Raw genomic sequence first — 24,013 nt, 5'->3', positions numbered from 1 at the left:
CCCGCTACCCGCACCCGGCGCCCCACGGCCAGCCCGCTTCGCTGACACCCGCACGGTTCTGCTTCAATACCCCGAACAGCGCCCACCCGCCCCTACCCACTTGGGCTATCGTCAGTCCGGCGAGCACGACAACAACAATACGCTCCGGCCTTCACCCACCTGCGCCTGTCTTGCCGTGTGGCGACATGCCCGTGGGTAGCTCCGCGTAGCGAATCCGACCGTCAGGGACCTACTCGATGACCATCAGCGACACCTCCGTCCGGCCGTCCGCGCCAGTCAACTCACCTGCCCGCGTGGCGACCGCCAGCTTCATCGGCACCGCCATCGAGTTCTACGATTTCTACGTTTACGCCACGGCTGCAGCGCTGGTGATCGGGCCGATCTTCTTCCCCTCCGGGTCCGGCACGGTGCAGATGCTGGCGGCCTTTCTCACCTTTGGCATCGCCTTCCTGGCCCGCCCTTTGGGGTCGGCGCTGTTCGGCCACTTCGGCGACCGCATCGGGCGCAAGTCGACCCTGGTCGCCTCGCTGCTGCTGATGGGGGTCTCCACCACGCTGATCGGCGTGCTGCCGGGCTATGACAGCATCGGCGTGTGGGCGCCGATCCTGCTCTGTCTGCTGCGCTTCGGCCAGGGTCTGGGCCTGGGCGGCGAATGGGGCGGCGCAGCCTTGCTGGCCACCGAGAACGCTCCGGCCGGCAAACGCGCCTGGTTCGGCATGTTTCCGCAGCTCGGCCCGTCGATCGGCTTTCTCGCCGCCAACGGTCTGTTCCTGACCCTGGCCCTGCTGCTGAGCGACGAGCAATTCCGCGCCTGGGGCTGGCGCATCCCCTTCCTGCTCAGCGCCGCGTTGGTGTTGGTGGGTCTGTACGTGCGCCTCAAGCTCGAAGAAAGTCCGGTGTTCGCGAAGGCCGTGGCGCTTCAGGAGCGGGTCAAGCTGCCGGTGGTCGACCTGTTCGCCCACTACTGGCGCCCGACCGTGTTGGGCGCCGCAACCATGGTGGTGTGCTATGCGCTGTTCTACATCTCGACGGTGTTCTCGCTGAGTTACGGCGTGACCACGCTGGGCTACAGCCGCGAAACCTTCCTCGGCCTGCTGTGCCTGGCCGTGGTCTTCATGGCGCTGGCAACGCCGTTGTCGGCCTGGCTCAGTGACCGCTATGGGCGCAAGCCGGTGTTGATCGTCGGCTGCCTCCTGGCCGTGGCGTCGGGTTTCACCATGGAGCCGCTGCTGACCTCGGGTTCGACTGCGGGCGTAGCGCTGTTCCTGAGCCTGGAGCTGTTCCTGATGGGGGTGACCTTCGCGCCGATGGGGGCCTTGCTGCCCGAGCTGTTCCCGACCCATGTGCGCTACACCGGCGCATCGGCCGCCTACAACCTGGGGGGCATCGTCGGGGCTTCGGCGGCACCGTTCTTCGCGCAGAAGCTGGTGAGCATGGGTGGCTTGAGCTGGGTAGGCGGATACGTGTCAGCGGCAGCGGTGCTTAGCCTGATCGCGGTGCTGTGCCTGAAGGAAACCCGCGACACCGAGCTTTAGGCAGAACCGGCACGAGGCATTGCACCTTGTGCCGGTATCCGGGCTGGCCCCTTGGAAGGTCAGATGGCGGTCTGTCCTGACGACCAGGCCACCTGGCAGGGATCAAGGGCAGCGACCCCAGGTGACTCCCACCCGCCCAGCAGCCGGACCGGCCTCAGAACTCGACGTTGACCGCCTGCGCGGCGCGGCTCGCCTTGGCCCGCGCAGCGTCGGTGGACTCGTCGCGCGCCAGGCACACGCCCATGCGCCGCTGGCCGTCGATCTGCGGCTTGCCGAACAGGCGCAGGGCCGTGTCGGGTTCGCTCAGGGCCGCGCCCAGATTGGCGAAAGCGGTCTGCGTCGAGGTGCCCTGGGGCAGGATCACCGCCGAGGCCGACGGGCCGAACTGGCGTACCACCGGAATCGGCAGACCGAGGATGGCCCGGGCATGCAGGGCGAACTGCGACAGGTCCTGGGAAATCAGGGTCACCAGGCCAGTGTCGTGCGGCCGTGGCGAGACTTCGCTGAACCACACCTGGTCGCCCTTGACGAACAGCTCCACGCCGAACAGGCCGCGCCCGCCCAGGGCATCGGTCACCGCCTTGGCCACGTGCTGGGCGGCGGCCAGGGCCGTGGCGCTCATCGCCTGGGGCTGCCACGACTCTTGGTAGTCCCCTTTTTCCTGGCGATGGCCGACCGGTTCGAGGAAGGTGGTGCCGCCCACATGGCGCACGGTCAGCAAGGTGATTTCGTAGTCGAAGTCGATGAAGCCCTCGACGATCACCCGCCCGCCGCCGGCACGGCCGCCTTCCTGGGCGTAGGTCCAGGCGCTCTGCAGCTCGGCGTCGCTGCGCAGCAGGCTCTGGCCCTTGCCCGAGGAGCTCATCACCGGCTTGACCACGCATGGATAACCGACGTCGGCCACGCCCTTGGCGTAGTCCTCGTAGGTGTCGGCGAAGTGGTAAGGCGAGGTGGGCAGGTCCAACTCTTCGGCGGCCAGGCGGCGGATGCCCTCGCGGTTCATGGTCAGCTGGGTGGCGCGGGCGGTGGGTACCACGTTGAAGCCTTCGCTCTCCAGTTCGACCAGGGTGGCAGTGGCGATGGCCTCGATTTCCGGGACGATGTAGTGCGGCTTTTCCGCCTCGATCACTGCGCGCAATGCCACGCCGTCGAGCATGTTGACCACATGGCTGCGGTGCGCCACCTGCATGGCCGGGGCATCGGCATAACGGTCGACGGCGATCACCTCCACGCCCAGGCGTTGCAGTTCGATCACCACTTCCTTGCCCAGCTCGCCACAGCCACAGAGCAGTACACGGGTCGCGGTCGGCGACAATGGGGTTCCGATACGGGTCATCACAGGTTCTCCAGGTGGATAGCGACGCTCGCCGGAGGCGAACGGGGGATGCGAAAGTATGGAGGCGCTTACGACAGCGCCGCGCCACGCCGCGCGCGCCAGCTCATGGCCAGCCAGACGGCGGTGACACCAGCGAATTTCGAAGCCATGGCCGTGCCGACCACAACGGGCGTCAGTGCGCCGATCATGCCGAAGAAAATCAGGGTGTCGACCGGGATGCTCAGCGCCGAGCTCAACCACAGACGGTCTCGCAGCGGGCGGCGGGTGAGGCTGAAGACCAGCCAGTCGATCAGTTCGGAGACGAAGAACGCCGTGGCGCTGGCCAGGGCGATGGCCGGCTGCGAAGTGACGTAGGACAGCACCAGCGCCGCCAGCATGGCCAGCAGCGCACCATGGCCGTAGCGGGTCTGCACCATGTCGCGCAGGATGAACACCAACCCACCCCAGGCGGACCAGATCACATCCAGGTGGGGCGCGCTGGAGAAGGCGAAGTTGATCAGCACGACGCTGCCGATGTAGGCGATGAGAAAGAGCATGCACGTAGACCTTCGGACAAGCCGCACAGGGTACTAAATTTCCCTGGGCAATGCAGCCGGCCATGGGGTGGGTGGCGTTGTGGGTCGGCTGGCGAAGATGCTGAAGCGAGGGTTGGTCAGGTGCTGCGAGCGGCCTTGGAATGGCGTCGCCAGAATTAGTGAGGTTTTGTGAACAGTTCTGGAATGGCGTCGCCAGGGTTGGGCCGGCGTTGCCGGCCATCGCGGCTAATCGGAGCGCCGAACCGGCCGCTCCCACTCCTGCGGCAGGAACGGCCGTGTGGGCACGCCGATTCACGCGCATTGAACCGCCAGGCGGCGCTCCGATTAGCCGCGATGGACCACCAAGCGGCCTCTACCGACTCCTGTGGGAGCGGCCGGCCGGCGCTCCGGTTCAGCCGCGATGGACCGCAAAGCGGTCCCATACCTATCAACCCACCAAGACCTGCCAAACCTGCCAGCAACCCGTTCCATCCTGCGCCCGCCCCGCTTACGAGAACACCAATCCCGCCGCCACAGCCCGCTCGTGACACATCGCCAGTACCGCCCGCCGCTCGTCGTCGTCCATCTTCGACCAGCGCGCGATCTCCGCGACGCTGCGCTGGCAACCGGTGCAAATATCCTGCTCGTCCAACGCACAGATGCTCACGCACGGCGAAGCCACCGGCCGCCCCGCCCGCTCACTCATCGTCGGCCACCAGCTCGGCGGCATAGCGCTGGGCGTTGCTCACGTAATGCGCGGCGCTGGCTTCGAGCATGCGTTTCTGCGTGTCGGTCAACTCGCGCACCACCTTGCCGGGCGAGCCCATCACCAGCGAGCCGTCGGGAATCTCCTTGCCCTCGGGGATCAGCGCGTTGGCGCCGATGATGCAGTGCTTGCCGATACGCGCGCCGTTGAGGATCACCGCATTGATGCCGATCAGGCTGTAATCGCCGACCGTGCAGCCGTGCAACATGGCCTTGTGGCCGATGGTCACGCCCTTGCCCAGGGTCAGCGGCGAACCGGGATCGGTATGGATTACCGCACCGTCCTGCACGTTGCTGTCTTCGCCGATGTCGATCAGTTCGTTGTCGCCGCGCAGCACGGCGTTGAACCAGACGCTGGCGCGCGCTTGCAGGCGTACCTTGCCGATCAGCGTGGCGTTCGGCGCCGTCCAACTGCTGGGATGGGCTTCGACCCGCAACGGGCCCAGGCGGTAATGCATGATGGTGTCCTCAGGTTGCACGGCTGGCGGGTGGTCCCGCTCAAATGGGAGTGGAGCGCGCAGGCGGCTCATTCAGGTTGATGCCGGCATCGAACAGCAGGTTGACCAGCTCGACGATCATGATCGCCGACAGCCCCCAGATCTTGTAGCCGTCATAACGATAGCTGGGTACGTACCAACTGCGCCCCTGATAGTCGATGCGATGGGTGTGCTCGCGCGGGTCCTGGGCGAAGAAGGCCAGCGGCACGCTGAACACGGCGGCGATTTCGGCATCGTTGGGCCGGTAGTCGACGTAGTCGGGGATCAGCCCGACGAATGGCGTCACCTTCAAGCCGTGCAGCGAGATCAGCGGGCTGAGCGGGCCGAGCACTTCCACCAGCCCGGGCGGCAGGCCGATTTCCTCTTCGGCTTCGCGCAGCGCGGTGAAGACCAGGTCAGGGTCTTCCGGGTCGCGCCGGCCGCCAGGAAAGGCGACCTCCCCGCCATGGGTCGAAAGGCCTTGGGCGCGCAGGGTCAGGACCAGCTCGGGGACCTCGCCGCGGGTGATGGGCAGCAACACCGCCGCTTCCGGGAAACGGCGGTCCGTTTCCAGGGCAGCAGGCACGTGGCTCCCCATTCTGCGAACCAGCTCGTCCAACATTCACGCACTCTCGGTTTCAGGGTCTGCCCGGCATGATGCACCAAAAGCCGTCGGTCGCCCAAGCCCCGGCAAGGCCTGCTTGCCGAGCCTGCCTGCGGCGCGCCAAGATAGCCGCACTTTCGAACGACGGCCATCGACATGAATTTTTGCAGCGCCTGCGGCAACCCGGTGATCCAACGCATTCCCGAAGGCGACAGCCGTTTGCGCTTCGTGTGTCCGAACTGCCACACCATTCATTACCAGAACCCCAACATGGTCGCCGGCGTGCTGCCGACCTGGGGCAGCCAGGTGCTGCTGTGCCGCCGTGCCATCGAGCCGCGCCGCGGCTTCTGGACGCTTCCGGCCGGGTTCATGGAAAACGGCGAGACCCTCGAACAGGCCGCGCGCCGCGAAACCGGCGAAGAAGCCTGCGCGCGGGTCGGCGCGGCCAGCCTGTACCAGCTGTTCGACCTGCCGCACATCAATCAGGTGCACGTGTTCTTCCGCGCCGAACTGCAAGACCTGGATTTCGCCGTGGGCATCGAGAGCCTGGAAGTGCGGCTGTTCGAAGAGCACGAGATTCCCTGGGACCACTTGGCGTTTCGCACCGTGGCGCGCACGCTGCAGTGCTACTATCGCGACCGCATCGAGCAGCGCTACCCCGTTGGCCATGAATACGTGCAGCCGATGAACCTCGCCTCTGCCAACCCTCTTTCCCGGGAATAACGTTTCATGCGTCGCTTGCTTGCCGTGCTCTGCCTGTGCCTGACCTCGACGGCCCAGGCCGCCTTCACCGAAGTCATCATTCGCAAACCGCTGACGCCCGCCGCCGCGCCTGCGGTGACCACGGTGCGGCCGGCCGCGGCGGTGGACAAGATCCTGGTGGTCAAATCCGAGCGCCGCCTGCAACTGCTCAGCCGCGGCGAGCCGCTCAAGACCTACCGCATTTCCCTGGGCAAGCAACCCAAAGGCGCCAAGCTGCGCGAAGGCGACAAACGCACGCCCGAAGGCTTCTACTGGATCGATTGGCGCAAGAACAGCAGCCGCTACAACCTGGCCATGCACGTTTCCTACCCCAACGTCGCCGATGCCGCGCGCGCCAAGCAGGAGGGCGTGCCGCCCGGCGGCATGATCATGATCCACGGTACGCCGATCGACGAGCAGTACCCGGAGTGGTATTTCCATACGCTGGACTGGACCGAAGGCTGCATCGCCATGCGCAATGCCGACATGCGTGAGGTCTGGAGCCTGGTCAAGGACGGCACCATGGTGGAAATTCGCCCCTGACCCTGCGGTCTCGATCTGATCGCAAAGAAAACGCCTACAAACTTTGCACTTCTGCCTGACACCCATGTAGGTAGGGTACGGCAGCGCGCCATCGACCTGCGCTCGTAGACTTTTCGCAAACAAAAAGTACGGATACGTACGCATTTTGCGGAATCGAGCGATGTTCAAAGTGAGTAATCGGCAGGTCCGGCTTTGTCTGTATGGCCTGTTGCTGGGTTCGACGGTCACCCTATCCTCAGCGGCTGAAGACTTCGCCACACGGGTGTTGCGCGAACAGCAACAGACGCTGCGGACCGAACAGGAACGTCTGCGCATCGAGCGTTGGCAACGCCGACAAGAGCCTGTCGAGCACCACACCGAGCGCCAACCTCCCGTCCATGCCGACACTCAGTGCTGGCGCCTCGACGGCATTCGCCTGCGCGGCAACCGGCGCCTCGATGAGCACACCTTGCGCCAGGCACTGCAACCGCTTCTGACTGCATGCGTCGGGGTCGAAGGCATCAACCGGATACTGCGTGCCCTCACCGCGCGCTATGTGGCAGCCGGCTATCCGACCAGCCGGCCAACGTTGCTCGGCCAACCCGAAGACGGCGCGCCGCTGGACATCTTCATCGACGAAGGCTTCGTCGAACGCATCGAACTGGCCGACCCCACCGAGGCACTGTCGCTGCGCGGCGCTTTCCCCGGCGTGCTCGGCGAACCGCTGTATCTGCCCCAACTCGAACAGGGCCTGGACCAGCTCAACCGCCTGCGCGCCTTCGAATTCGGCCTCGACGTGCTGCCAGGCGAACTGCAAGGCGGATCGCGGATACGTCTGCACAACCGGCAACCCGACAAGCGCTGGCATTTGGATGCCAGGCTCGACAACCGTGGCACGGCGTACGGCGGCCGGCATCGACTCAACCTCACGTTCGGCCTGGACAGCCCGCTGGGGCTCAATGGCGACCTGCGCCTGTACGCGCAGCGCCTGGTGTTCCATGCGCCGGGCCAGAGCCTGGCCTGGGGCGGCTCCTACAGCCTGCCTTACGGGGCCTGGACCTTCGCCGGCTTCGTAGCGCAGAGCCAACACGAAACGCCCATTCCACAGACGCGTCTGCGCAGCCATGGCGCCACCCAGCTGCTGGGCGCGAACGTCGAGCGGCTGCTCTGGCGCGGACAGCGCGGCCTGCTCAGCAGCGCTCTGCGCGTGTCGCACAAGCGCTTGCACAGCGACCTCAACGGCTGGCGCATCGATGTGCAGAGCCCGCAACTGTTGACTGCCGACCTGGGAGTGAACCTGCTCTGGCGCGGACCCGGCCTGTGGTATGCCTCGCTCGGCCTGGGCTATGGCCAGAGCGTCAGCGACGACCCCAAACGCCGCAGTGCCGCGCCGCGTTTCAACCAGTACCGAGCCAGCCTCCTGCACCGCCGCGCGCTGTCGGCCGACGCCAGCCTCAGCCTGCAAAGTCAGATAGAGGCCCAGTACAGCCCCGATCCGCTGCCAGCCATCGAACAGCTCGCCTTGAACAACGACAACGCCGTGCGCGGTTTTCGCGAGCGCAGCGTGGCCGCCGCCAGCGGCTTGAGCTGGCGCAACGAACTCGGCCAGACCTTCTCGCTTTCCTGGTGGCCTGGCTTGGCGGTACGTCCCCATCTGGCCCTGGACGTGGGCTGGGCTCGCCATCATCGCGCCGCCCGCCTCGAACGCCGGCAGGGCGAAGTCGACTCCCAGCGGCTGATCGGGGCGGCCGTGGGGCTGGACCTGCAACTGCCAGGCAGGCAACAGCTGCGCCTGCAATACCAGCGCGCCTTGCACGCCAGCGACCTTCCCCGCCACGCCCTGGAGCCCGGCTTCTGGGCCGTGGAATGGCAACTGAACCTGTGATTCACCCACAAGAGAGCATCACCATGAATGAAGCCCGAGAAACCTCGAAGCGCCGCCCCGACGTACTGCGCTGGACCATCTTCATGTGTCTGGCCAGCCCTGGGCTCGGCGTTGCCGCCGATGCCCTGCAAGCCGTCGGCGGCCCCGCTGGCATGGCGTCGGTCGACCTGAGCCACGGCGTACCGGTGATCGACATCGTCGCCCCCAACGCCAACGGCCTGTCGCACAACCAGTTCCTCGACTACAACGTCGGCCAGGCGGGGGTAGTCCTGAACAATTCGTTGAGCGAGGGGCAGTCGCAACTGGCCGGCGCCCTGGCCGGCAATGCGCAGTTCCACGGACAGGCCGCGTCCACCATCATCAACGAAGTGGTCAGCCGCAACGCCTCGCTGGTCGAAGGCGCGCAAGAGATCTTCGGCCGCCCCGCCGACTACATCCTGGCCAACCCTAATGGCATCACGGTCAACGGCGGCCAGTTCATCAACACCTCGCGGGCCAGTTTCCTGGTCGGCAAGCCTGTGATCGAAGACCAGCAGCTCAAGCGCCTGGACACCCTCGACGCCACGGGTCAGTTGCAGGTGCTGGAGCGCGGCGCTGCCAACAGCGGCGGCGGCCTGGACCTGATCGCGCCCAAAGTGACCAGCAGCGGCTCGCTGCTGGCAGCAGGCGACCTCAACGTGCTGGCCGGACGCAACCGCCTGGCCAGCGGCTCGCTGGACGTGCTGGAGCACCTGCCTGGCGAATCGGGCAGCGTCGATGCCAGCCTGTTCGGCGCCATGCACGCAGGGCGCATCCGCATCGTGTCCACCGCCGAGGGGGCAGGCGTGCGCATGGGCCCCACGCAGGCAACGGCGGACAAGGAATTGACCGTACGCTCGGCTGGGTCCTTGACCGTGGAAGGCAGCGAACGCGGCCACAGCAGGTTGCAGGTGACGGAGGGCGACCTGACCCTCGAGGCCGCTGGCGACCTGCACCTGAGCGCAGTCAGCGGCAGCGCACGCACGGTCGATGTCGCGGCCGGCAAGGCGCTGACGCTCGACGGCAAAACCCGTGAAGACGTCAGCCGCAGCCGCGACGAGTGGAACAAGAAGCTGTGGTTCGTCACCACCGAAACCTACAGCCGGCAAGACACCCGCACCCAGCGTAAACACTACGGCGTGCTGCTCACCGCCAGCGACGACATCAAACTGCGTGCCAGCGGCGACATGCGCCTGACCGGCACTGAACTCGCGGCCGCCGACCGACTGCACCTGGACAGCGGCGGCCGGCTCGACCTCCTCGCCGCCAGCGACAGCGACCGGCAGCAGCGTCAGGTTCGCCACCGCAAGCACCTCTGGCGCGGCGACAGCGACAGCGACCAGTACCGTGAAAGCGCCGTGCCTAGCGTGCTCAAAGGCGCCAATGTGCAGCTCGGTGCGGGCGGCGACGTGCACATCGTCGGCAGCCAGGTGCTGAGCCAGAACGATCTGCAGATCAGCGGCCGCCATGTGCAGATCGACGCCCAGCGCCTCGACGAGCGCGAGCAGCACCGCGACTATCGCGGCGACCTGGTGTCCGGCACTTTCTTCGGCGATCGCCAGGGCCATGACGGCGAAGCCGGTAGGATGGTCGGTAGCAAGGTGCGTGCAGACGGAGTGCTGAAGGTCACCGCAGAGCGTGCCAGCATCCGCGGCAGTGAAGTGTTCGGGGACAAGGATGCGCTGCTGCACAGCACGGTCGGCGCACTGGAGGTGGCCGCAGCCACCGGCGAAAGCACGCAAAGCCGCACGGCTTCGAGCAGCAAAGTGTTCGGCGTGTTCGGCAACAGCAGCGCGCGTACCGACCGCGAGCAGCAGGTGCTGTCGAGCGACCTCAGCTCGCGCACCAATCTGCGTCTGGCCAGTGCCGGCGACCTGCACATCGAAGGCGCCCGCGTCCATGCCGACCAGCAACTGACGGCCGAGGCCGGCGGCGACCTGAGCATCGTCAGTGCGGCGAGCCGGAGCAGCAGCCAGCAGGCCGAGCGGCAACGCACGTTCAGCGCCCACGCCAGACAGACCCGTGAGGCCGAAGGGGAAAAAGCCGGCTCGCGGCAGTTCGATGCGGGCGTCGGCTACGAAGTCGCGAGCACGGAAAAACACAGCAGTGCCACCCAGCAGACCGCCAGCGAACTCAGCGGCGCCAGCGTCGCGTTGCGCAGCGGCAACACCTTGCAGGTCAAAGGCTCGAAGGTCAGCGCCGAAGGGGGCGACGTCACGCTGGCCGCGCAAAAAGTCGACCTGGGCGTGACACGCAACGACAGCCGCGAACTCACCACGCGTACCGAAAGCGGTGGCGGCCTGGCCGTGACCGGTGGCATCGATCGGGTCGGTAGCGCGTTCCATGGCAAACATGACCAGACCGTCACCGAACGTCTCGAAAGCCGGATCCAACGCAGTGAGCTGAGCGCGGGCGGCGAGGTCCGTATCGATGCGCCGGATGTGGTCAACGAGGCCACCCTGATCAAAACGGGCTCCAAACTGAAGATGGTTGCCGAGCGGGTGGAGAGCCGCGCGGCGGACGACATCGAGCACACCGACACCCGCACCCGGAACTGGAACGCCAGCCTCGGCGCGAGCCTGGAGTACCGCGACATCACCCGGCCCATCGAACGCCTGGCGCAGGGCGAGGAAGCGGCGCGCTTCCAGCAGGCGTCCCCTGAGGATGCGATGGCGCCACCCAGCGTCGGCGCCGATGCCACGCTCGCCCATGTGAGCAGCCAGCGTCTGGACACCCAAACCACGGCGCACGTGACCGAACTGGACGCGGGCGCCATCGAACTCAAGGCCGACACCCTCACTGACGTCGGCACCACCTACAAAGCCAGCGCTGGCCAAGTGGCGATAGACGCGCAGCAACACCACCTGCTGGCCGCACACGACAGCCGGACGCTCATCGACGACACGCTGAAGGTCGATGGCGGAGTACGTGTCGACACCAGCACCGGCGCGGACGTCAACGTACGCGTCACCGGTGCGGTAGAAAAGGACCACAGCCGGCTCGCCACCCGCACGGCCAAGGTCGGCAGCTTGCAGGGCCAAAGCGGTATCCAGGTGCAACTGGGCAGCGATGGCCTGTATGAAGGCACGCGTATGGACGGCGGCGATGGCCCGATCCTGATAGACAGCGCCGGCCCACTGACGGTCAGCGCCGCCAGCGATTCGCTGGACAAGACCAGCAGCGAACTCGACGCCAACCTGTGGAGCAAAGGCGGCAACAACCCAGCCAGGACTGGCCTGGACGCACGCGTCTATGGCGACTACGCCAGTCACCAGGCCAGCGATCGCAAGGCCCAGGTCGCACAGCTCGACGCCAAAGGCGACGTGACCTTGCGCAGTGGCGGCGACCTCACCCTCGAAGGCGTGAAAATCGGCCGCCGCGAAGCGCCGGTCGGCGAGGTGACGCTCGACAGCGCTGGCGTACTCAAGGATGTGGCCGCCTACGACACGCACCAGGCCAAGGGTAGCGTGCTCGGCGGTGGCGTGGAGCTGGCAGGCTCATATGGTGCGAGCAGCGCAGGCGCACTGGGCGGGCACCTGACCTCGGGCAAGGTCGACGAAGACAGCCGGACCGCCCAGGACCCGAGCGTGCACAGCCGTGGCACGCTGACCGCCGCCAGCCAGGCCCGCGAAGACCAGGCCATCCACCTGCAAGGCTTGCAGGTCAATGCCCAGGCGCTGGCGCTCGACGCCGCCAAGGGCGGTGTCCTCGCCGAAGCGTCGAGCGGCTATGACCGGCGCGACAACCTGGCGATCACCGCCGGTGCCGGTTTCAATCTGAGCAAGGCCGCACTGGCAGCCGACGATGTGCGCGGCCTGCACGGTCGGGTCAAGGTCGAGCTGGACAAGCGCGACAACCTGACCTGGAACGACAGCGCCTGGCGCGCCGATCAGGTGACCCTGAGCAGCGCCGGCGATACCCGCGTGGAGGGCGTGCGCGTCGAGGGCGAGCGCATCGGCGGTGCCATCGACGGCAACCTGGTGGTCGCCAGCCGCAAGGACCATGTCGACAGCACCCGCGTGCAAGTGGATGCGCGCTTGAGCCATGAGAAGAATCCGCAGGGTTACCTGAATGCCGCCACCTCAGTGGCGGGGCCGGCAGCCGACAAGGTCAAGGAGAAGGCGGGCTCGGCCCTGAGCACGATCGACCCCGGCCTTTCGCCGACCCTGAAGGTCGATGCTTCGCGCATCGCCCGCGACAGCGTGGCCCAGCAGAGCGGGCTCAAGGGCAGCGAAGGTATCGCCTTGACCGTCGCCGGCGACACGCAACTGATCGGTGCCCGTCTGCAGGCGCCACGCGGTAGCGTCGATCTGGGCGGCAGCGCCATCACCCAGCAGACGCTGCGCGGCCAGGATTACCGCCGCGACGTCGGCATCGATGCGTCCAACTCGGCGCCCGACCTGGGCACGGCCGTAGCCGAGTTCAGCAAAGGCAAAGGCGCGGCGGACGGCGAAAACGCGCTGGACCTCGGCCTGCTGCGCACCAGCGGTTACAGCCGCGACGGCGAGTGGGCCGCGTCGATCCAGCAACAGGCCGGCAAACCCTGAGCCATCGGCAAACGTCCAACGGCCCTTCGCGGGCCGTTGGCGTTGCGCGCAGTCAATAAACGAAACCGACGTCACAAAACCATCACAAGAGGGCTCTACAGTCGCCCTTCTCTCCCCCCTCTACAGGAAAAAGGACACCCGATGAGTCGAGCAAGCGGCGACAGCGTGGATCGCAATACCAGTGGCAACCTCAGCCTGGAGCGGGTCATGGACGCTCGCCTGAGCCGTCGCAGCGTGCTGCACGGCAGCCTTGGCGCCGCTGTCGCCATGATCGCTGGCGTGGGGCTGGGTGGCGGCGCCATGGCCCATGCCGCGGCACCCGTTGCCGATCGTCGAGCGCCAGCCTCCGCTCGACCTCTGGCGTTAGGCTTCACCTCCATTCCCGGTTCGCGCACCGACGGCTGTACCGTGGCAGCGGGCTACAGTGCCTATGTGCTGGCGCCCTGGGGCACGCCGCTCAACGAGCGCGGCCGCCCCTGGCAGCGCGACGGCAGCAACAGCGCCGCCGACCAGGCCAACGCCATGGGCATGCACCACGACGGCATGCACTTTTTCCCCATCGACGGCAGCGCCGAGGACGGCCTGCTGGCGATCAATTTCGAATACATCGACCCTGCCGCCTTGCATCCCGCCGGCCCCACCCGCACAGCCGACGGCAAGCGCCCGGTCGAGGAGGTGCGCAAGGAGATCAACGCCCACGGCGCGGGCGTGGTGCGCCTGAGCAAACGCCAGGGGCGTTGGCAAGTGGTCGACAACCATCCGCTCAACCGCCGCTTCACCACCGCCTCGCGCATGCGCATCGCCGGCCCCCTGCACGGCAGCGAACACGTCAAGACCCGCTATTCGCCTGACGGCAGCCATTGCCGCGGCACCAACAACAATTGCGGCAACGGCTACACACCCTGGGGCACCTACCTGACGTGCGAGGAGAACTGGCCGGCGATCTTCGTCAACACCGCCACGCCCAGCGCCGACCAGGTGCGCCTTGGCGTGTCCACCAGCACCGGGCAGTACCGTTGGGAAAGCGCAGCGGGCGCAGCGGACGAAAACCAGGACGAGTTCGCCCGCTTCGACATCACGCCCCGTGCCGCCCATGCCAGCGAGGACTACCGCAACGAGGCCAGCACCTACGGCTACATCGTCGAGATCGATCCCTACGACGCACGCACCCTGCCTACCAAGCGCACCGCCCTGGGGCGTTTTCGCCACGAAGGCTGCTGCCCGGGCTTGGCCCGGGCCGGCGAACCCTTGGTGTGGTACATGGGCGACGATTCCAACAACGAATACCTGTACAAGTACGTGTCCGATGCGCATTGGGACCCCGCCGACGCCAACCCGGCCGATCGACTGGCCACCGGCGCCAAGTACCTGGACCACGGCACGCTCTACGTCGCCCGGTTCGACGCCGATGGCAGTGGTCTGTGGCTGCCGCTCGACGCCGCCAGCCCCACCCGCGACGGCAGCACGCTCGGCGCGCGCTTCGGCGACCTGGCGGGCATTCTGCTCGATACCCGCAGCGCCGCCGATGCCGTAGGCGCCACACCCATGGACCGCCCCGAGTGGACCGCCGTCAACCCGCTCAACGGCGACGTCTATGTGACCCTGACCAACAACAGCGTGCGCAGCGCCGACAAGACCGATGCCGCCAACCCGCGCGGGCTGAACCGCCATGGCCACATCATTCGCTGGCACGAGGCCGACGATCGGCGCAGCTTCACCTGGAACATCTTCGTATTCGGCGCCAATGCCACGGGCGGCGCCGAACTCAACCGCTCGGGGCTGACCGAGCTCAACCAGTTCGCCAGCCCCGACGGCATGCGCTTCGATAGCCGCGGCGTGCTGTGGTTCGAGACCGACAACAGCGAGGCGAGCGTCGCCGACTACACCAACGACCAGTTGTTGGCCGTAGTGCCGCAACGCCTGGTCGATGCGGCAGGCAAGTCGGCGCCGATCAATCCCGACAACCAGGCCGAGCTGCGACGTTTCTTCGTCGGCCCCAACGGCTGCGAAGTGACCGGCCTCGCCTTCACGCCCGACAACAAGACGCTGTTCGTCAACATCCAGCATCCGGGCAACTGGCCCTACAGCGACAGGGCCACCGAACCGACCCCGGCCGGACAACGCGTACGGCCGCGCTCGGCGACGGTGGTCATCCAGCGCGACGACGGTGGCGAGATCGGTACGCAGTGATATCGAGGGTGCCGCGGCTCGTCCTCCTGCCGGAGGGCGAAAAACTGCTGGACCGTTGCACAATCGAGCAAGAAGCAACAGACACCGCCCGGCGCAGGACGCAACCGGGCGAGGCCTTTCAGATGTCCAGCAGACGCCAGACTTCGTAAGCGGGCGTTTCGTACGGGTGGTGGGCTTTCAACGCGTCGACCACCGGAACGATCAGCGCATCGTCCACCACCAGCTCGACCTTCCACTCCTCCGCCCGTTCGACCTGGCCCTGACGCCCGGCGAACGGCTGGCTGCCGTCCAGCGGGCGGAACTGGCCGTGGCCCAGGGTCTGCCAGGCGCAGTGGTCATAGCTGCCGATGTGCCCGCCACCAGCGGCGAACACGGCGGCCTTGACCGCTTCGACGTGGCTGTCGGGCACGAAGAAGGCCAGCTTGTACACCCCTTAGTCCACCCAAACCCGCGCATTGCGGAACATGCGCATGAGGGCCGCGTCTTCCTGCCAGTCGTCCGGGCGCCAGGAGTTCTGCACCGCGCGGAAGACCCGCTCGGGGTGCGGCATCATGATGGTCACACGGCCGTCGAGGCTGGTCAGGCCGGTGATCCCGCGCGGCGAGCCGTTGGGGTTGGCCGGGTAGGTTTCGGTGACCTTGCCATGGTTGTCGACGAAGCGCAGCGCCACGCAACCCGAGGCATCGGCCTGTTGCAGGGCCCGCTCGTTGGCGAACTCGGCATGGCCTTCACCGTGGGCGATGGCGATCGGCATGCGCGAACCGGCCATGCCCTCAAGGAAGATCGAGTTGGACTTCTGCACCTCGACCATGGCCACACGGGCCTCGAACTGTTCCGAACGGTTGCGCACGAAATGCGGCCAGTGCTCGGTGCCCGGGATCAGCTCGTGCAGGTTGGACATCATCTGGCAACCGTTGCACACACCCAGGGCGAAGCTGTCGCTGCGGGCGAAGAAGGCTTGGAAGGCATCCCGCGCACGGCTGTTGAACAGCGCCGACTTGGCCCAACCCTCACCGGCGCCCAGCACGTCGCCGTAGGAGAAGCCACCGCAGGCGACCAGGCCCTTGAAGGCTTCGAAATCGACGCGACCGGCGAGGATATCGCTCATGTGCACGTCGATGGCGGCGAAACCGGCGCGGTCGAAGGCCGCAGCCATCTCCACCTGACCGTTGACGCCCTGCTCGCGCAGGATCGCCACTTGCGGACGAATGCCTTTCTTGATGTAGGGTGCGGCGATGTCGTCGTTGACGTCGAAGCCCAGCTTGACCGACAGGCCGGGATTGTCTTCTTCGAGCAGCGCGTCGAATTCCTGGTCGGCGCATTCGGCGTTGTCGCGCAGGCGCTGGATGCGGTAGCTGGTTTCGGCCCACTCGCGCTGCAGGGTGGAGCGCTTGCCGCTGTAAAGCACCTCATCGCCCAGGCGCACGTGGATGTCGTTGTTGTTGATCGGCTGGCCGATGACCGCAGCGCAATTCTCGCCCAGGCCCGCCGCGCTGAATTGGCTCAGCACCACGGGGGTGGAATCGCGACGCACCTGGATCACCGCACCCAGCTCTTCGTTGAAGAGCACGGCGCAGGCTTTGTCCGCATCGCCGGTGAGGGTCTTGAGGTCGAGGTTCACGCCACAATGGCCGGCGAAGGCCATTTCCAGCACGGTGGTCATCAGGCCACCGTCGGAGCGGTCGTGGTAGGCCAGCAGGTGGCCGTCGGCGTTGAGGCCCTGGATCACCGCGAAGAAGGCCTTGAGGTCTTCGGCGTTGTCGACGTCGGGGGCCTTGTCGGCCAGCTTGCCGTGGGTCTGTGCCAGGATCGAGGCGCCCATGCGGTTCTGCCCGCGGCCCAGGTCGATCAGGATCAGGTCGGTTTCGCCCTTGTCCATGCGCAGCTCTGGAGTCAGGGTCTTGCGCACGTCGGTGACCGGGGCGAAACCGGTGATGATCAGCGACAGCGGCGAGGTCACGCTCTTGTCGACGCCGGCCTCGTTCCACTGGGTCTTCATGGACATGGAGTCCTTGCCGACCGGGATGGTGATGCCCAACGCCGGGCACAACTCCATGCCCACGGCCTTGACCGTGTCGTACAGGCGCGCGTCTTCGCCGGGGTGGCCGGCGGCGGACATCCAGTTGGCCGACAGTTTGATGTCGGACAGCTTGGCGATGGGCGCGGCGGCCAGGTTGGTCAGAGTTTCGCCGATGGCCATGCGCCCGGATGCCGGGGCGTCGAGCAGCGCCAGCGGTGTGCGTTCGCCCATCGCCATGGCTTCGCCGGTGTAGACGTCGAAGCTGGTGGCGGTGACGGCGCAGTCGGCGACCGGCACCTGCCACGGGCCGACCATCTGGTCGCGGGCGACCAGGCCGGTGATGGTGCGGTCGCCGATGGTGATCAGGAAGCTCTTGCTGGCCACGGCCGGGTGATGCAGCACGCGCTGCAGGGCGTCTTCCAATTCCAGGGCGGCCGGGTCGAAGGCATCGCCCAGTTCCGCTTCGCGGGTGGCCGAACGGTGCATGCGCGGCGGTTTGCCCAGCAGCACGTCGAGCGGCATGTCCACCGGGGTGTTGGCGAAGTGGCGGTCGGTGACGGTCAGGTGCGGCTCGGCGGTCGCCTCGCCGACCACCGCGAACGGGCAGCGCTCGCGTTCGCAGATGGCCTGGAAGCGCTCGAAATCGACGGCGCTGACGGCCAGCACGTAACGCTCCTGGGACTCGTTGCTCCAGATTTCGTGCGGGGCCATGCCCGGTTCGTCGTTGGGCACGTCGCGCAGTTCGAAGCGCCCGCCGCGGCCGCCGTCGTTGACCAGCTCCGGCAAGGCGTTGGAGATGCCGCCGGCGCCGACGTCATGGATGAAGGCGATGGGGTTGTGCTCGCCCAACTGCCAGCAGCGGTCGATGACCTCCTGGCAGCGGCGTTCCATTTCCGGGTTTTCGCGCTGGACCGAGGCGAAGTCGAGGTCGGCCGAACTGGCACCGGTGGCCACCGACGAGGCGGCGCCGCCGCCCAGGCCGATGAGCATGGCCGGGCCACCGAGCACGATCAGCTTGGCGCCGACGGTGATCTCGGCCTTCTGCACGTGGTCTTCACGGATGTTGCCCATGCCGCCGGCGAGCATGATCGGCTTGTGATAGCCGCGCACCTCACTGCCGTGGGGGGTGGCGATGGACTGCTCGAAGGTACGGAAGTAGCCGGTCAGGGCCGGACGGCCGAACTCGTTGTTGAACGCCGCGCCGCCGAGCGGGCCCTGGATCATGATGTCGAGGGCGTCGACGATGCGCTCGGGCTTGCCGTAGGCCTGTTCCCAAGGCTGGGCGAAGCCCGGGATGCGCAGGTTGGACACGGTGAAGCCGGTCAGGCCGGCCTTGGGCTTGGCCCCGCGACCGGTGGCGCCTTCGTCGCGGATTTCGCCGCCGGAGCCGGTGGAGGCGCCGGAGAACGGCGCGATGGCGGTCGGGTGGTTGTGCGTCTCGACCTTCATGAGGATGTGCACAGGTTCCTGCACCGCGCCGTATTCGCGGCTGTCCGGGTTGGGGAAGAAGCGCCCGGCGACGTTGCCGACGATGACCGAGGCGTTGTCCTTGTAGGCCGACAGCACGCCTTCGCTGTGCATCTGGTAGGTGTTCTTGATCATGCCGAACAGGCTTTTTTCCTGGGCCTGACCGTCGATGTCCCAGGTGGCGTTGAAGATCTTGTGCCGGCAGTGCTCGGAGTTGGCCTGGGCGAACATCATCAGTTCGATGTCGTTGGGGTTGCGCTCCAGGTTCTGGAAGGCGTTGACCAGGTAGTCGATCTCGTCGTCCGCCAGGGCCAGGCCCAGGTCGACGTTGGCTTGCGCCAGGGCCGCGCGGCCACCGCCGAGCACGTCCACCGAGGTCATCGGCCGCGGTTGGGCGTGGTTGAACAGGTCGGCGGCGTCTTCCAGACGGGCCAGCACGCGCTGGGTCATGCGGTCGTGCAGCTCGGCCGCGACCTGTTGGGCCTGGGCCTCGCTCAGGTCGCCGGCGACGTAGTAGGCGATGCCCCGTTCCAGACGCTGGATGCTCTGCAGGCCGCAGTTGTGGGCGATGTCGCTGGCCTTGCTGGCCCAGGGCGAAATGGTGCCCAGGCGTGGCACCACCAGGAACAGACGGCCTTCGGGCGCCTGTACCGCGACGCTCGGTCCGTATTTGAGCAGGCGGCCCAGCACCTGCTGCTGGTCGGCGCTCAACTCGCCGTCGACATCGGCAAAGTGGGCGAATTCGGCATACAAACCGGTAACAGCGGGAACTTTCTGGCTCAGTTGCTCGAGTAACTTACCGTGGCGAAAGGCAGAAAGGGCAGGAGCGCCGCGCAGGATCAACATCGTCGGGACAGCCTCAAGAAGGGGTGTGCTTGGAGGCCGGGCATTCTAGCCTAAGTGAGGGGAAATCGGCACCCGCCACAGGGCAGAAAGCGCTGTCCGGTCGCAGGCCATGGGCACTCGCCCCACGTTCGGGACGCCATGGCACGGGCGCTGCCGGGCCGCATGCGGCGCTATCAGACAACATCGGCGTTGTCGAGATATGGCGGAACCGGCCCTTTGCGTATACTGCACCCCATGTTCGCCCACACTGCTTTGCGCCAGCGCTGTGCCAAATGGCTCATCGCAACCGGACTCTTCCTGATGCTCGCTGCCTGTGTTGAAAAACCCAGCACACTCGAGCGCGTCAAGGAAGACGGCGTGCTGCGCGTCGTCACCCGCAACAGCCCAGCCACCTATTTCCAGGACCGCAACGGCGAAACCGGCTTCGAATACGAGCTGGTCAAGCGTTTCGCCGACGAGCTAGGGGTGGAGCTGAAGATCGAGGCCGCCGACAACCTCGACGACCTCTTCACCCAACTGGGCCAGCCTTCCGGCCCGGTCCTGGCCGCCGCAGGCCTGGTCAGCAGCGCGCAGCGCAAGACCCAGGCGCAGTTCTCCCACCCTTACCTGGAAGTCACCCCCCAGGTGATCTACCGCAACGGCCGCCCGCGCCCGACCCAGCCCAGCGGCCTGGTGGGCAAGAAGATCATGGTGCTCAAGGGCAGCAGCCACGCCGAGCAGTTGGCCGAGTTGAAAAAGCAGTACCCGGCCTTGGAATACGAAGAATCCGACGCCGTCGAGGTGGTCGACCTGCTGCGCATGGTCGACGAAGGCCAGATCGATCTGACCCTGGTCGACTCCAACGAACTGGCCATGAACCAGGTGTACTTCTCCAACGTGCGCGTGGCCTTCGACCTGGGCGAAGCGCGCGACCAGCGTTGGGCCGTGGCCGCCGGCGCAGACACCAGCCTGCTCGACAAGGCCAACGCCTTCCTCGACGAAGCCGAAAAGAACGGCACCCTGCAACGCTTGAAGGAACGCTACTACGGCCACGTCGACGTGCTCGGCTACGTCGGCGCCTATACCTTCGCCCAGCACTTGCAGCAACGCCTGCCCAAATACGAAAAGCAGTTCAAGGCCACTGCCAAGACCGAACAGGTCGACTGGCGTCTGCTGGCCGCCATCGGCTACCAGGAATCGATGTGGCAGCCGGAGGTCACTTCCAAGACCGGTGTGCGCGGGCTGATGATGCTGACCCAGCGCACCGCCCAGGCCATGGGCGTGTCCAACCGCCTCGACCCGCGCCAGAGCATCATGGGCGGCGCCAAGTACTTCATGCTGGTCAAGGACCAGCTCGACGACAGCATCAAGGAACCGGACCGCACCTGGTTCGCCCTGGCCGGCTACAACGTCGGCAGCGGCCACCTGGAAGACGCCCGCACCCTGGCCAAGCGCGAAGGCCTGAACCCGAACAAATGGCTGGACGTGAAGAAGATGCTGCCGCGCCTGGCGCAGAAGCAGTGGTACAGCAAGACCCGCTACGGCTACGCCCGCGGCGGAGAACCGGTGCATTTCGTGGCCAACATCCGCCGCTACTACGACATCCTGACCTGGGTGACGCAACCGCAGCTCGAAGGCCAGCCGGCCGATGCCAACCTGCACCAGCCGGGGATCAACAAGGACAAGCCGGCGGAGCAGCCCAGCCAACGCTGAGGTCGCGTGCGCTGGCAGGAAAAAGGCCTCGCTTGGCCCAGCTTGGCTCGACTACCGATGGCTCTGGCGCGATGCCCACATCGCCTGTGCGACGCCTCAATCCTTGGCTCTGCGCGCCTTGAAGAAGGCGCTCAACGCCTGCCCGCACTCTTCGCCCAACACCCCGCCTTCGACCAGCACCCGGTGGTTGAGAAACAGCTGGTCGAAGAAACGCCCCTGGCTCTGCACCACCCCGGCTTTCGGCTCGCTGGCGCCGAACACTACCCGTGCGATGCGCGCGTGCACGATCAAACCGGCGCACATGCTGCAGGGCTCGAGGGTGACGTACAGGGTGCTGCCCGGCAGCCGATAGTTGCCGGCCGCCTGCGCGGCGGCGCGGATGGCGACCATCTCGGCGTGGGCGCTGGGGTCGCTGTCGAGGATCGGCCGGTTGAAGCCGGCGCCGACGACCTCGCCGTCCCGCACCAGCACCGCGCCCACCGGCACTTCGCCAAGGGCCGCGCCTTGTGCGGCGAGGTCCAGCGCCTGGCGCATGAAGTCCTGATCGCGGCTGCGATCGATGATCCGGTTACGCATCAGACCACCGCGATCGCCGCCATCAGGCCGGTTTCCATGTGGTCGATGACGTGGCAGTGGAACATCCAGGTGCCGGGGTTATCCGCGACCAGCGCCACCTGCGCGCGCTCGTTCTTGCCCAGCAGGTAGGTGTCGGTGAACCACGGCTCGCGGATGTCGTGGCGGTTGGAATTGATCACCTTGAAACTCATGCCGTGCAAATGGATAGGGTGCTGGTACTGGGTCATGTTCTTCAGTTCGAAGATGTAGCTCTTGCCCTTCTGCAAGGTGGCGATGGGGCGGTCGGCGCAGGTCTTGTCGGTGATGTCCCAGGCCTGGCCGTTGATCTGCCACAGGCTGGGCGGGCGGCCGTCTTCCACGCCTACCGACACTTTGCCGGCCCATTCGAAGTTGAAGTTGAGCTTTTCCGCGTTGGCCAGGTCCGGTTCGGCGATGGGGTTGGGCGGCAGCGCCGGCGGCCAGTCGCTGGGCGCTTGGCTGCTTGCGACCGAACGCAGGGTGCCCAGGCGCACGAAGCCGTCGCGCAGGGAAATCTCTTCGCCCGCCTCGGGAATACGGATGGCCAGGCAGATGCGCATGCCCGGGCCGAGCCAGTAGTCGTCGTCCAGTGGGCGCGGGGTGATGGGGTTGCCGTCGAGGGCATAGATGCGCGCTTCGCAGTTGCCCTTGAGGTTGATGCGGTAGGTCCAGGTGTTGTCCAGGTTCAGCAGACGCACACGCACCACCTGCCCGGCCGGCAGCTCGCTGACCGCATCGGCCTTGCCGTTGATGGTGATCAGGCGCCCGGCGGTGCCGTTACGTGCCGCTTCGCGCGGCACGCTGAAGGGCATGAACGCGCCCTGCTCGTCGACGTGCCAGGTTTTCAGGCTCAGCGTGCGCTCGTGCAGGAAGCCGGTAGGCTCGCGCTCTTCGACGATCAGCGGCCCGACTAGGCCGCGGCCGAGTTCTTCCGAGCTGCTGACGTGGGGGTGGTACCAGTAGCTACCGGCATCCGGCACGCGGAATCTGTAGTCGAAGTACTCGCCCGGCTTGACCGGCAACTGCGACACATAGGGCACGCCGTCCATTTCCAGCGGCAGGCGGATACCGTGCCAATGGATGGTGGTTTCGACCGGCAGGTGGTTGATGAAGCGCACGCGCAGCCAGGTGCCCTGGCGCACCCGCAACTCGGTGCCGGGCGCCGAAGGGCCGAAGGCCCAGGCTTCGGTGGTGTGCCCTGGCACCAGCTCCACGTCCAGGGGCGCTGCGATCAGTTGGTAATCGTGCCCGGCGTTCTCGTCTTCGACCCGGCCCAGCCAGTAGCGTGTCGCCCCTCCGGCGCCCAGGCCCACCACTGCCAGACCGGCGAGGCCCGTAAGAATCTGTCGACGGGTGAAGGACATTGCAGCAGGCACCTCGTAAAACGCAGTCAGTCTGCCGGCATGGCCGGCGCTCAAGGGCGAATACGATACACCTGCATTTGCGAAAGATTAAGTGAAGCCTGTTTCAGGTAGTCATTCAGGGAAGTGCTGCTTGGCGATCTCCACCACCGCTTCCTGGGTGATCGGCGCCAGCGCCGCCACGGCCCACAGGTCGAACGCCGGGTACCCGCGCTGGATCGGCAGCACCATGTCGAAACCGGCTGCCTGCAGCGAGCCGGTCAGTACGCGCTTGGTGAAACCGCAGCGGTGGGCCATGTACAGATTGCCGTTGGCCATGGCCGGACGGTGGCCGTAGAGGATGTCGATGGGCGCGATGGGGCCGGCCGGGGAACGGTAGGCCTCGTCGGTCAGCTTGTCTTCGGCGATCAGCGCGCACACCGACTGCAAGTCCGGGCAGGTGACCACCAGAAAGCCGCCCGGTTTGAGCACACGCTTGAACTCGGCCAGGGCCACCGGGACTTCGTGGGGGTACAGGTGCTCGATGTTGTGGCTGGAGAACACTGCATCGACCGACGCGTCGGCGACCTGCGACATGTCGGTCATGGTGCCGATCAAGTCCGGGTTGACGCTCTGGTCGATGTCGAAGCGCAGCTCGTGCCAATCGGCGGAGGCAAAGCCCGGCGTGGTGCCGCTCTTGTTCTTGGGACCGCAACCTACATGCAGGAAGGTTTTCACAATCGGCTACTCGCGCGGGATGACAGGGAGAGGATGAGCGCGGTCGCACGAGCATGCCTCGACGGGGCCGCGTTCCGCGCACACTAGTGCGCCGAGCCCAGGCGGTCAAGCCAGGGCAGAACACCGCAGAATCGTTCCCTACCACTCATCCGAAAGGCTTGGAAACGGCGCGCTCGAGGGCC

17 protein-coding genes are annotated in these 24,013 nt (G+C 66.6%); 7 read left to right on the top strand and 10 right to left on the bottom strand.

Annotated elements, in window-relative coordinates:
* Positions 1-236 precede the first annotated feature (236 nt).
* The gene (locus AA0Z93_RS13095) at positions 237-1,535 is read left to right on the top strand and encodes an MFS transporter (RefSeq protein WP_413048546.1); all 1,299 of its coding nucleotides are present in this window, start codon (positions 237-239) and stop codon (positions 1,533-1,535) included.
* A gap of 154 nt (positions 1,536-1,689) precedes the next feature.
* Here the strand turns inward: AA0Z93_RS13095 and purT are convergent, their stop codons facing one another.
* The 5 genes from purT to AA0Z93_RS13070 form a co-directional block, all read right to left on the bottom strand.
* On the bottom strand, positions 1,690-2,871 hold the full coding sequence (gene purT / locus AA0Z93_RS13090; protein WP_413048547.1) for a formate-dependent phosphoribosylglycinamide formyltransferase: 1,182 nt from the start codon (positions 2,869-2,871) through the stop codon (positions 1,690-1,692).
* A 68-nt stretch (positions 2,872-2,939) separates the two neighbouring features.
* Positions 2,940-3,407 carry a VUT family protein gene (locus AA0Z93_RS13085; RefSeq protein ID WP_413048548.1) on the bottom strand — a complete coding sequence of 156 codons (468 nt, stop codon included), beginning with the start codon at positions 3,405-3,407 and terminating at the stop codon, positions 2,940-2,942.
* A gap of 487 nt (positions 3,408-3,894) precedes the next feature.
* Positions 3,895-4,092 (bottom strand): DUF1289 domain-containing protein, encoded by a 198-nt coding sequence (locus AA0Z93_RS13080; RefSeq protein WP_413048549.1) that lies wholly within the window; start codon positions 4,090-4,092, stop codon positions 3,895-3,897.
* The gene (locus tag AA0Z93_RS13075) at positions 4,085-4,609 is read right to left on the bottom strand and encodes a gamma carbonic anhydrase family protein (RefSeq protein WP_413048550.1); all 525 of its coding nucleotides are present in this window, start codon (positions 4,607-4,609) and stop codon (positions 4,085-4,087) included. The genes AA0Z93_RS13080 and AA0Z93_RS13075 overlap by 8 nt, the downstream gene beginning before the upstream one ends.
* A 40-nt stretch (positions 4,610-4,649) precedes the next feature.
* Positions 4,650-5,249 (bottom strand): CoA pyrophosphatase, encoded by a 600-nt coding sequence (locus tag AA0Z93_RS13070; RefSeq protein WP_413048551.1) that lies wholly within the window; start codon positions 5,247-5,249, stop codon positions 4,650-4,652.
* Between the two features lie 138 nt (positions 5,250-5,387).
* Between AA0Z93_RS13070 and AA0Z93_RS13065 the strand changes: the two genes are divergently transcribed.
* The 5 genes from AA0Z93_RS13065 (at position 5,388) to AA0Z93_RS13045 (ending at position 15,134) form a co-directional block, all read left to right on the top strand.
* A complete protein-coding gene (locus AA0Z93_RS13065) occupies positions 5,388-5,954 on the top strand; it encodes an NUDIX hydrolase (protein WP_413048552.1) in 567 nt (188 codons plus the stop codon).
* A gap of 6 nt (positions 5,955-5,960) precedes the next feature.
* The gene (locus AA0Z93_RS13060; RefSeq protein ID WP_413048553.1) at positions 5,961-6,515 is read left to right on the top strand and encodes a L,D-transpeptidase family protein; all 555 of its coding nucleotides are present in this window, start codon (positions 5,961-5,963) and stop codon (positions 6,513-6,515) included.
* A gap of 160 nt (positions 6,516-6,675) precedes the next feature.
* The gene (locus tag AA0Z93_RS13055) at positions 6,676-8,379 is read left to right on the top strand and encodes a ShlB/FhaC/HecB family hemolysin secretion/activation protein (RefSeq protein ID WP_413048554.1); all 1,704 of its coding nucleotides are present in this window, start codon (positions 6,676-6,678) and stop codon (positions 8,377-8,379) included.
* Positions 8,380-8,402: 23 nt separating this feature from the next.
* Positions 8,403-12,944 carry a hemagglutinin repeat-containing protein gene (locus tag AA0Z93_RS13050; RefSeq protein WP_413048555.1) on the top strand — a complete coding sequence of 1,514 codons (4,542 nt, stop codon included), beginning with the start codon at positions 8,403-8,405 and terminating at the stop codon, positions 12,942-12,944.
* A gap of 141 nt (positions 12,945-13,085) precedes the next feature.
* A complete protein-coding gene (locus AA0Z93_RS13045; protein WP_413048556.1) occupies positions 13,086-15,134 on the top strand; it encodes a PhoX family protein in 2,049 nt (682 codons plus the stop codon).
* A 118-nt stretch (positions 15,135-15,252) separates the two neighbouring features.
* Here the strand turns inward: AA0Z93_RS13045 and AA0Z93_RS13040 are convergent, their stop codons facing one another.
* Together AA0Z93_RS13040 and purL are read right to left on the bottom strand one after the other, a co-directional pair.
* The gene (locus AA0Z93_RS13040) at positions 15,253-15,564 is read right to left on the bottom strand and encodes an NGG1p interacting factor NIF3 (protein ID WP_413048557.1); all 312 of its coding nucleotides are present in this window, start codon (positions 15,562-15,564) and stop codon (positions 15,253-15,255) included.
* Between the two features lie 3 nt (positions 15,565-15,567).
* A complete protein-coding gene (gene purL / locus AA0Z93_RS13035; protein WP_413048558.1) occupies positions 15,568-19,467 on the bottom strand; it encodes a phosphoribosylformylglycinamidine synthase in 3,900 nt (1,299 codons plus the stop codon).
* A gap of 234 nt (positions 19,468-19,701) precedes the next feature.
* On the opposite strand from purL, the gene mltF reads away from it, so the two are divergent.
* Positions 19,702-21,159 (top strand): membrane-bound lytic murein transglycosylase MltF, encoded by a 1,458-nt coding sequence (gene mltF / locus AA0Z93_RS13030; RefSeq protein ID WP_413049012.1) that lies wholly within the window; start codon positions 19,702-19,704, stop codon positions 21,157-21,159.
* A gap of 96 nt (positions 21,160-21,255) precedes the next feature.
* Here the strand turns inward: mltF and tadA are convergent, their stop codons facing one another.
* The 3 genes from tadA to AA0Z93_RS13015 form a co-directional block, all read right to left on the bottom strand.
* A complete protein-coding gene (gene tadA / locus AA0Z93_RS13025) occupies positions 21,256-21,735 on the bottom strand; it encodes a tRNA adenosine(34) deaminase TadA (protein WP_413048559.1) in 480 nt (159 codons plus the stop codon).
* Positions 21,735-23,117 (bottom strand): multicopper oxidase family protein, encoded by a 1,383-nt coding sequence (locus AA0Z93_RS13020; protein WP_413048560.1) that lies wholly within the window; start codon positions 23,115-23,117, stop codon positions 21,735-21,737. The genes tadA and AA0Z93_RS13020 overlap by 1 nt, the downstream gene beginning before the upstream one ends.
* Before the next feature lie 111 nt (positions 23,118-23,228).
* The gene (locus AA0Z93_RS13015) at positions 23,229-23,831 is read right to left on the bottom strand and encodes a class I SAM-dependent methyltransferase (RefSeq protein WP_413048561.1); all 603 of its coding nucleotides are present in this window, start codon (positions 23,829-23,831) and stop codon (positions 23,229-23,231) included.
* Positions 23,832-24,013 lie beyond the last annotated feature (182 nt).

Source organism: Pseudomonas phoenicis (genome assembly GCF_047302395.1).
Classification (GTDB): Bacteria; Pseudomonadota; Gammaproteobacteria; order Pseudomonadales; family Pseudomonadaceae; genus Aquipseudomonas.
Note: the sequence above shows the minus strand (reverse complement) of the source record. Positions and strands in the feature narration are given on the sequence as shown.

What these genes read in the sequence shown, in the direction of transcription:
- AA0Z93_RS13065 (WP_413048552.1), top strand. Translation starts at nt 5,388, where the DNA reads ATGAATTTTTGCAGCGCCTGCGGCAACCCGGTGATCCAACGCATTCCC.
- AA0Z93_RS13095 (WP_413048546.1), top strand. Translation starts at nt 237, where the DNA reads ATGACCATCAGCGACACCTCCGTCCGGCCGTCCGCGCCAGTCAACTCA.
- AA0Z93_RS13085 (WP_413048548.1), bottom strand. Translation starts at nt 3,407, where the DNA reads ATGCTCTTTCTCATCGCCTACATCGGCAGCGTCGTGCTGATCAACTTC.
- AA0Z93_RS13075 (WP_413048550.1), bottom strand. Translation starts at nt 4,609, where the DNA reads ATGCATTACCGCCTGGGCCCGTTGCGGGTCGAAGCCCATCCCAGCAGT.
- purL (WP_413048558.1), bottom strand. Translation starts at nt 19,467, where the DNA reads ATGTTGATCCTGCGCGGCGCTCCTGCCCTTTCTGCCTTTCGCCACGGT.
- tadA (WP_413048559.1), bottom strand. Translation starts at nt 21,735, where the DNA reads ATGCGTAACCGGATCATCGATCGCAGCCGCGATCAGGACTTCATGCGC.
- AA0Z93_RS13055 (WP_413048554.1), top strand. Translation starts at nt 6,676, where the DNA reads ATGTTCAAAGTGAGTAATCGGCAGGTCCGGCTTTGTCTGTATGGCCTG.
- mltF (WP_413049012.1), top strand. Translation starts at nt 19,702, where the DNA reads ATGTTCGCCCACACTGCTTTGCGCCAGCGCTGTGCCAAATGGCTCATC.
- AA0Z93_RS13060 (WP_413048553.1), top strand. Translation starts at nt 5,961, where the DNA reads ATGCGTCGCTTGCTTGCCGTGCTCTGCCTGTGCCTGACCTCGACGGCC.
- AA0Z93_RS13045 (WP_413048556.1), top strand. Translation starts at nt 13,086, where the DNA reads ATGAGTCGAGCAAGCGGCGACAGCGTGGATCGCAATACCAGTGGCAAC.
- purT (WP_413048547.1), bottom strand. Translation starts at nt 2,871, where the DNA reads ATGACCCGTATCGGAACCCCATTGTCGCCGACCGCGACCCGTGTACTG.
- AA0Z93_RS13020 (WP_413048560.1), bottom strand. Translation starts at nt 23,117, where the DNA reads ATGTCCTTCACCCGTCGACAGATTCTTACGGGCCTCGCCGGTCTGGCA.
- AA0Z93_RS13070 (WP_413048551.1), bottom strand. Translation starts at nt 5,249, where the DNA reads ATGTTGGACGAGCTGGTTCGCAGAATGGGGAGCCACGTGCCTGCTGCC.
- AA0Z93_RS13050 (WP_413048555.1), top strand. Translation starts at nt 8,403, where the DNA reads ATGAATGAAGCCCGAGAAACCTCGAAGCGCCGCCCCGACGTACTGCGC.
- AA0Z93_RS13080 (WP_413048549.1), bottom strand. Translation starts at nt 4,092, where the DNA reads ATGAGTGAGCGGGCGGGGCGGCCGGTGGCTTCGCCGTGCGTGAGCATC.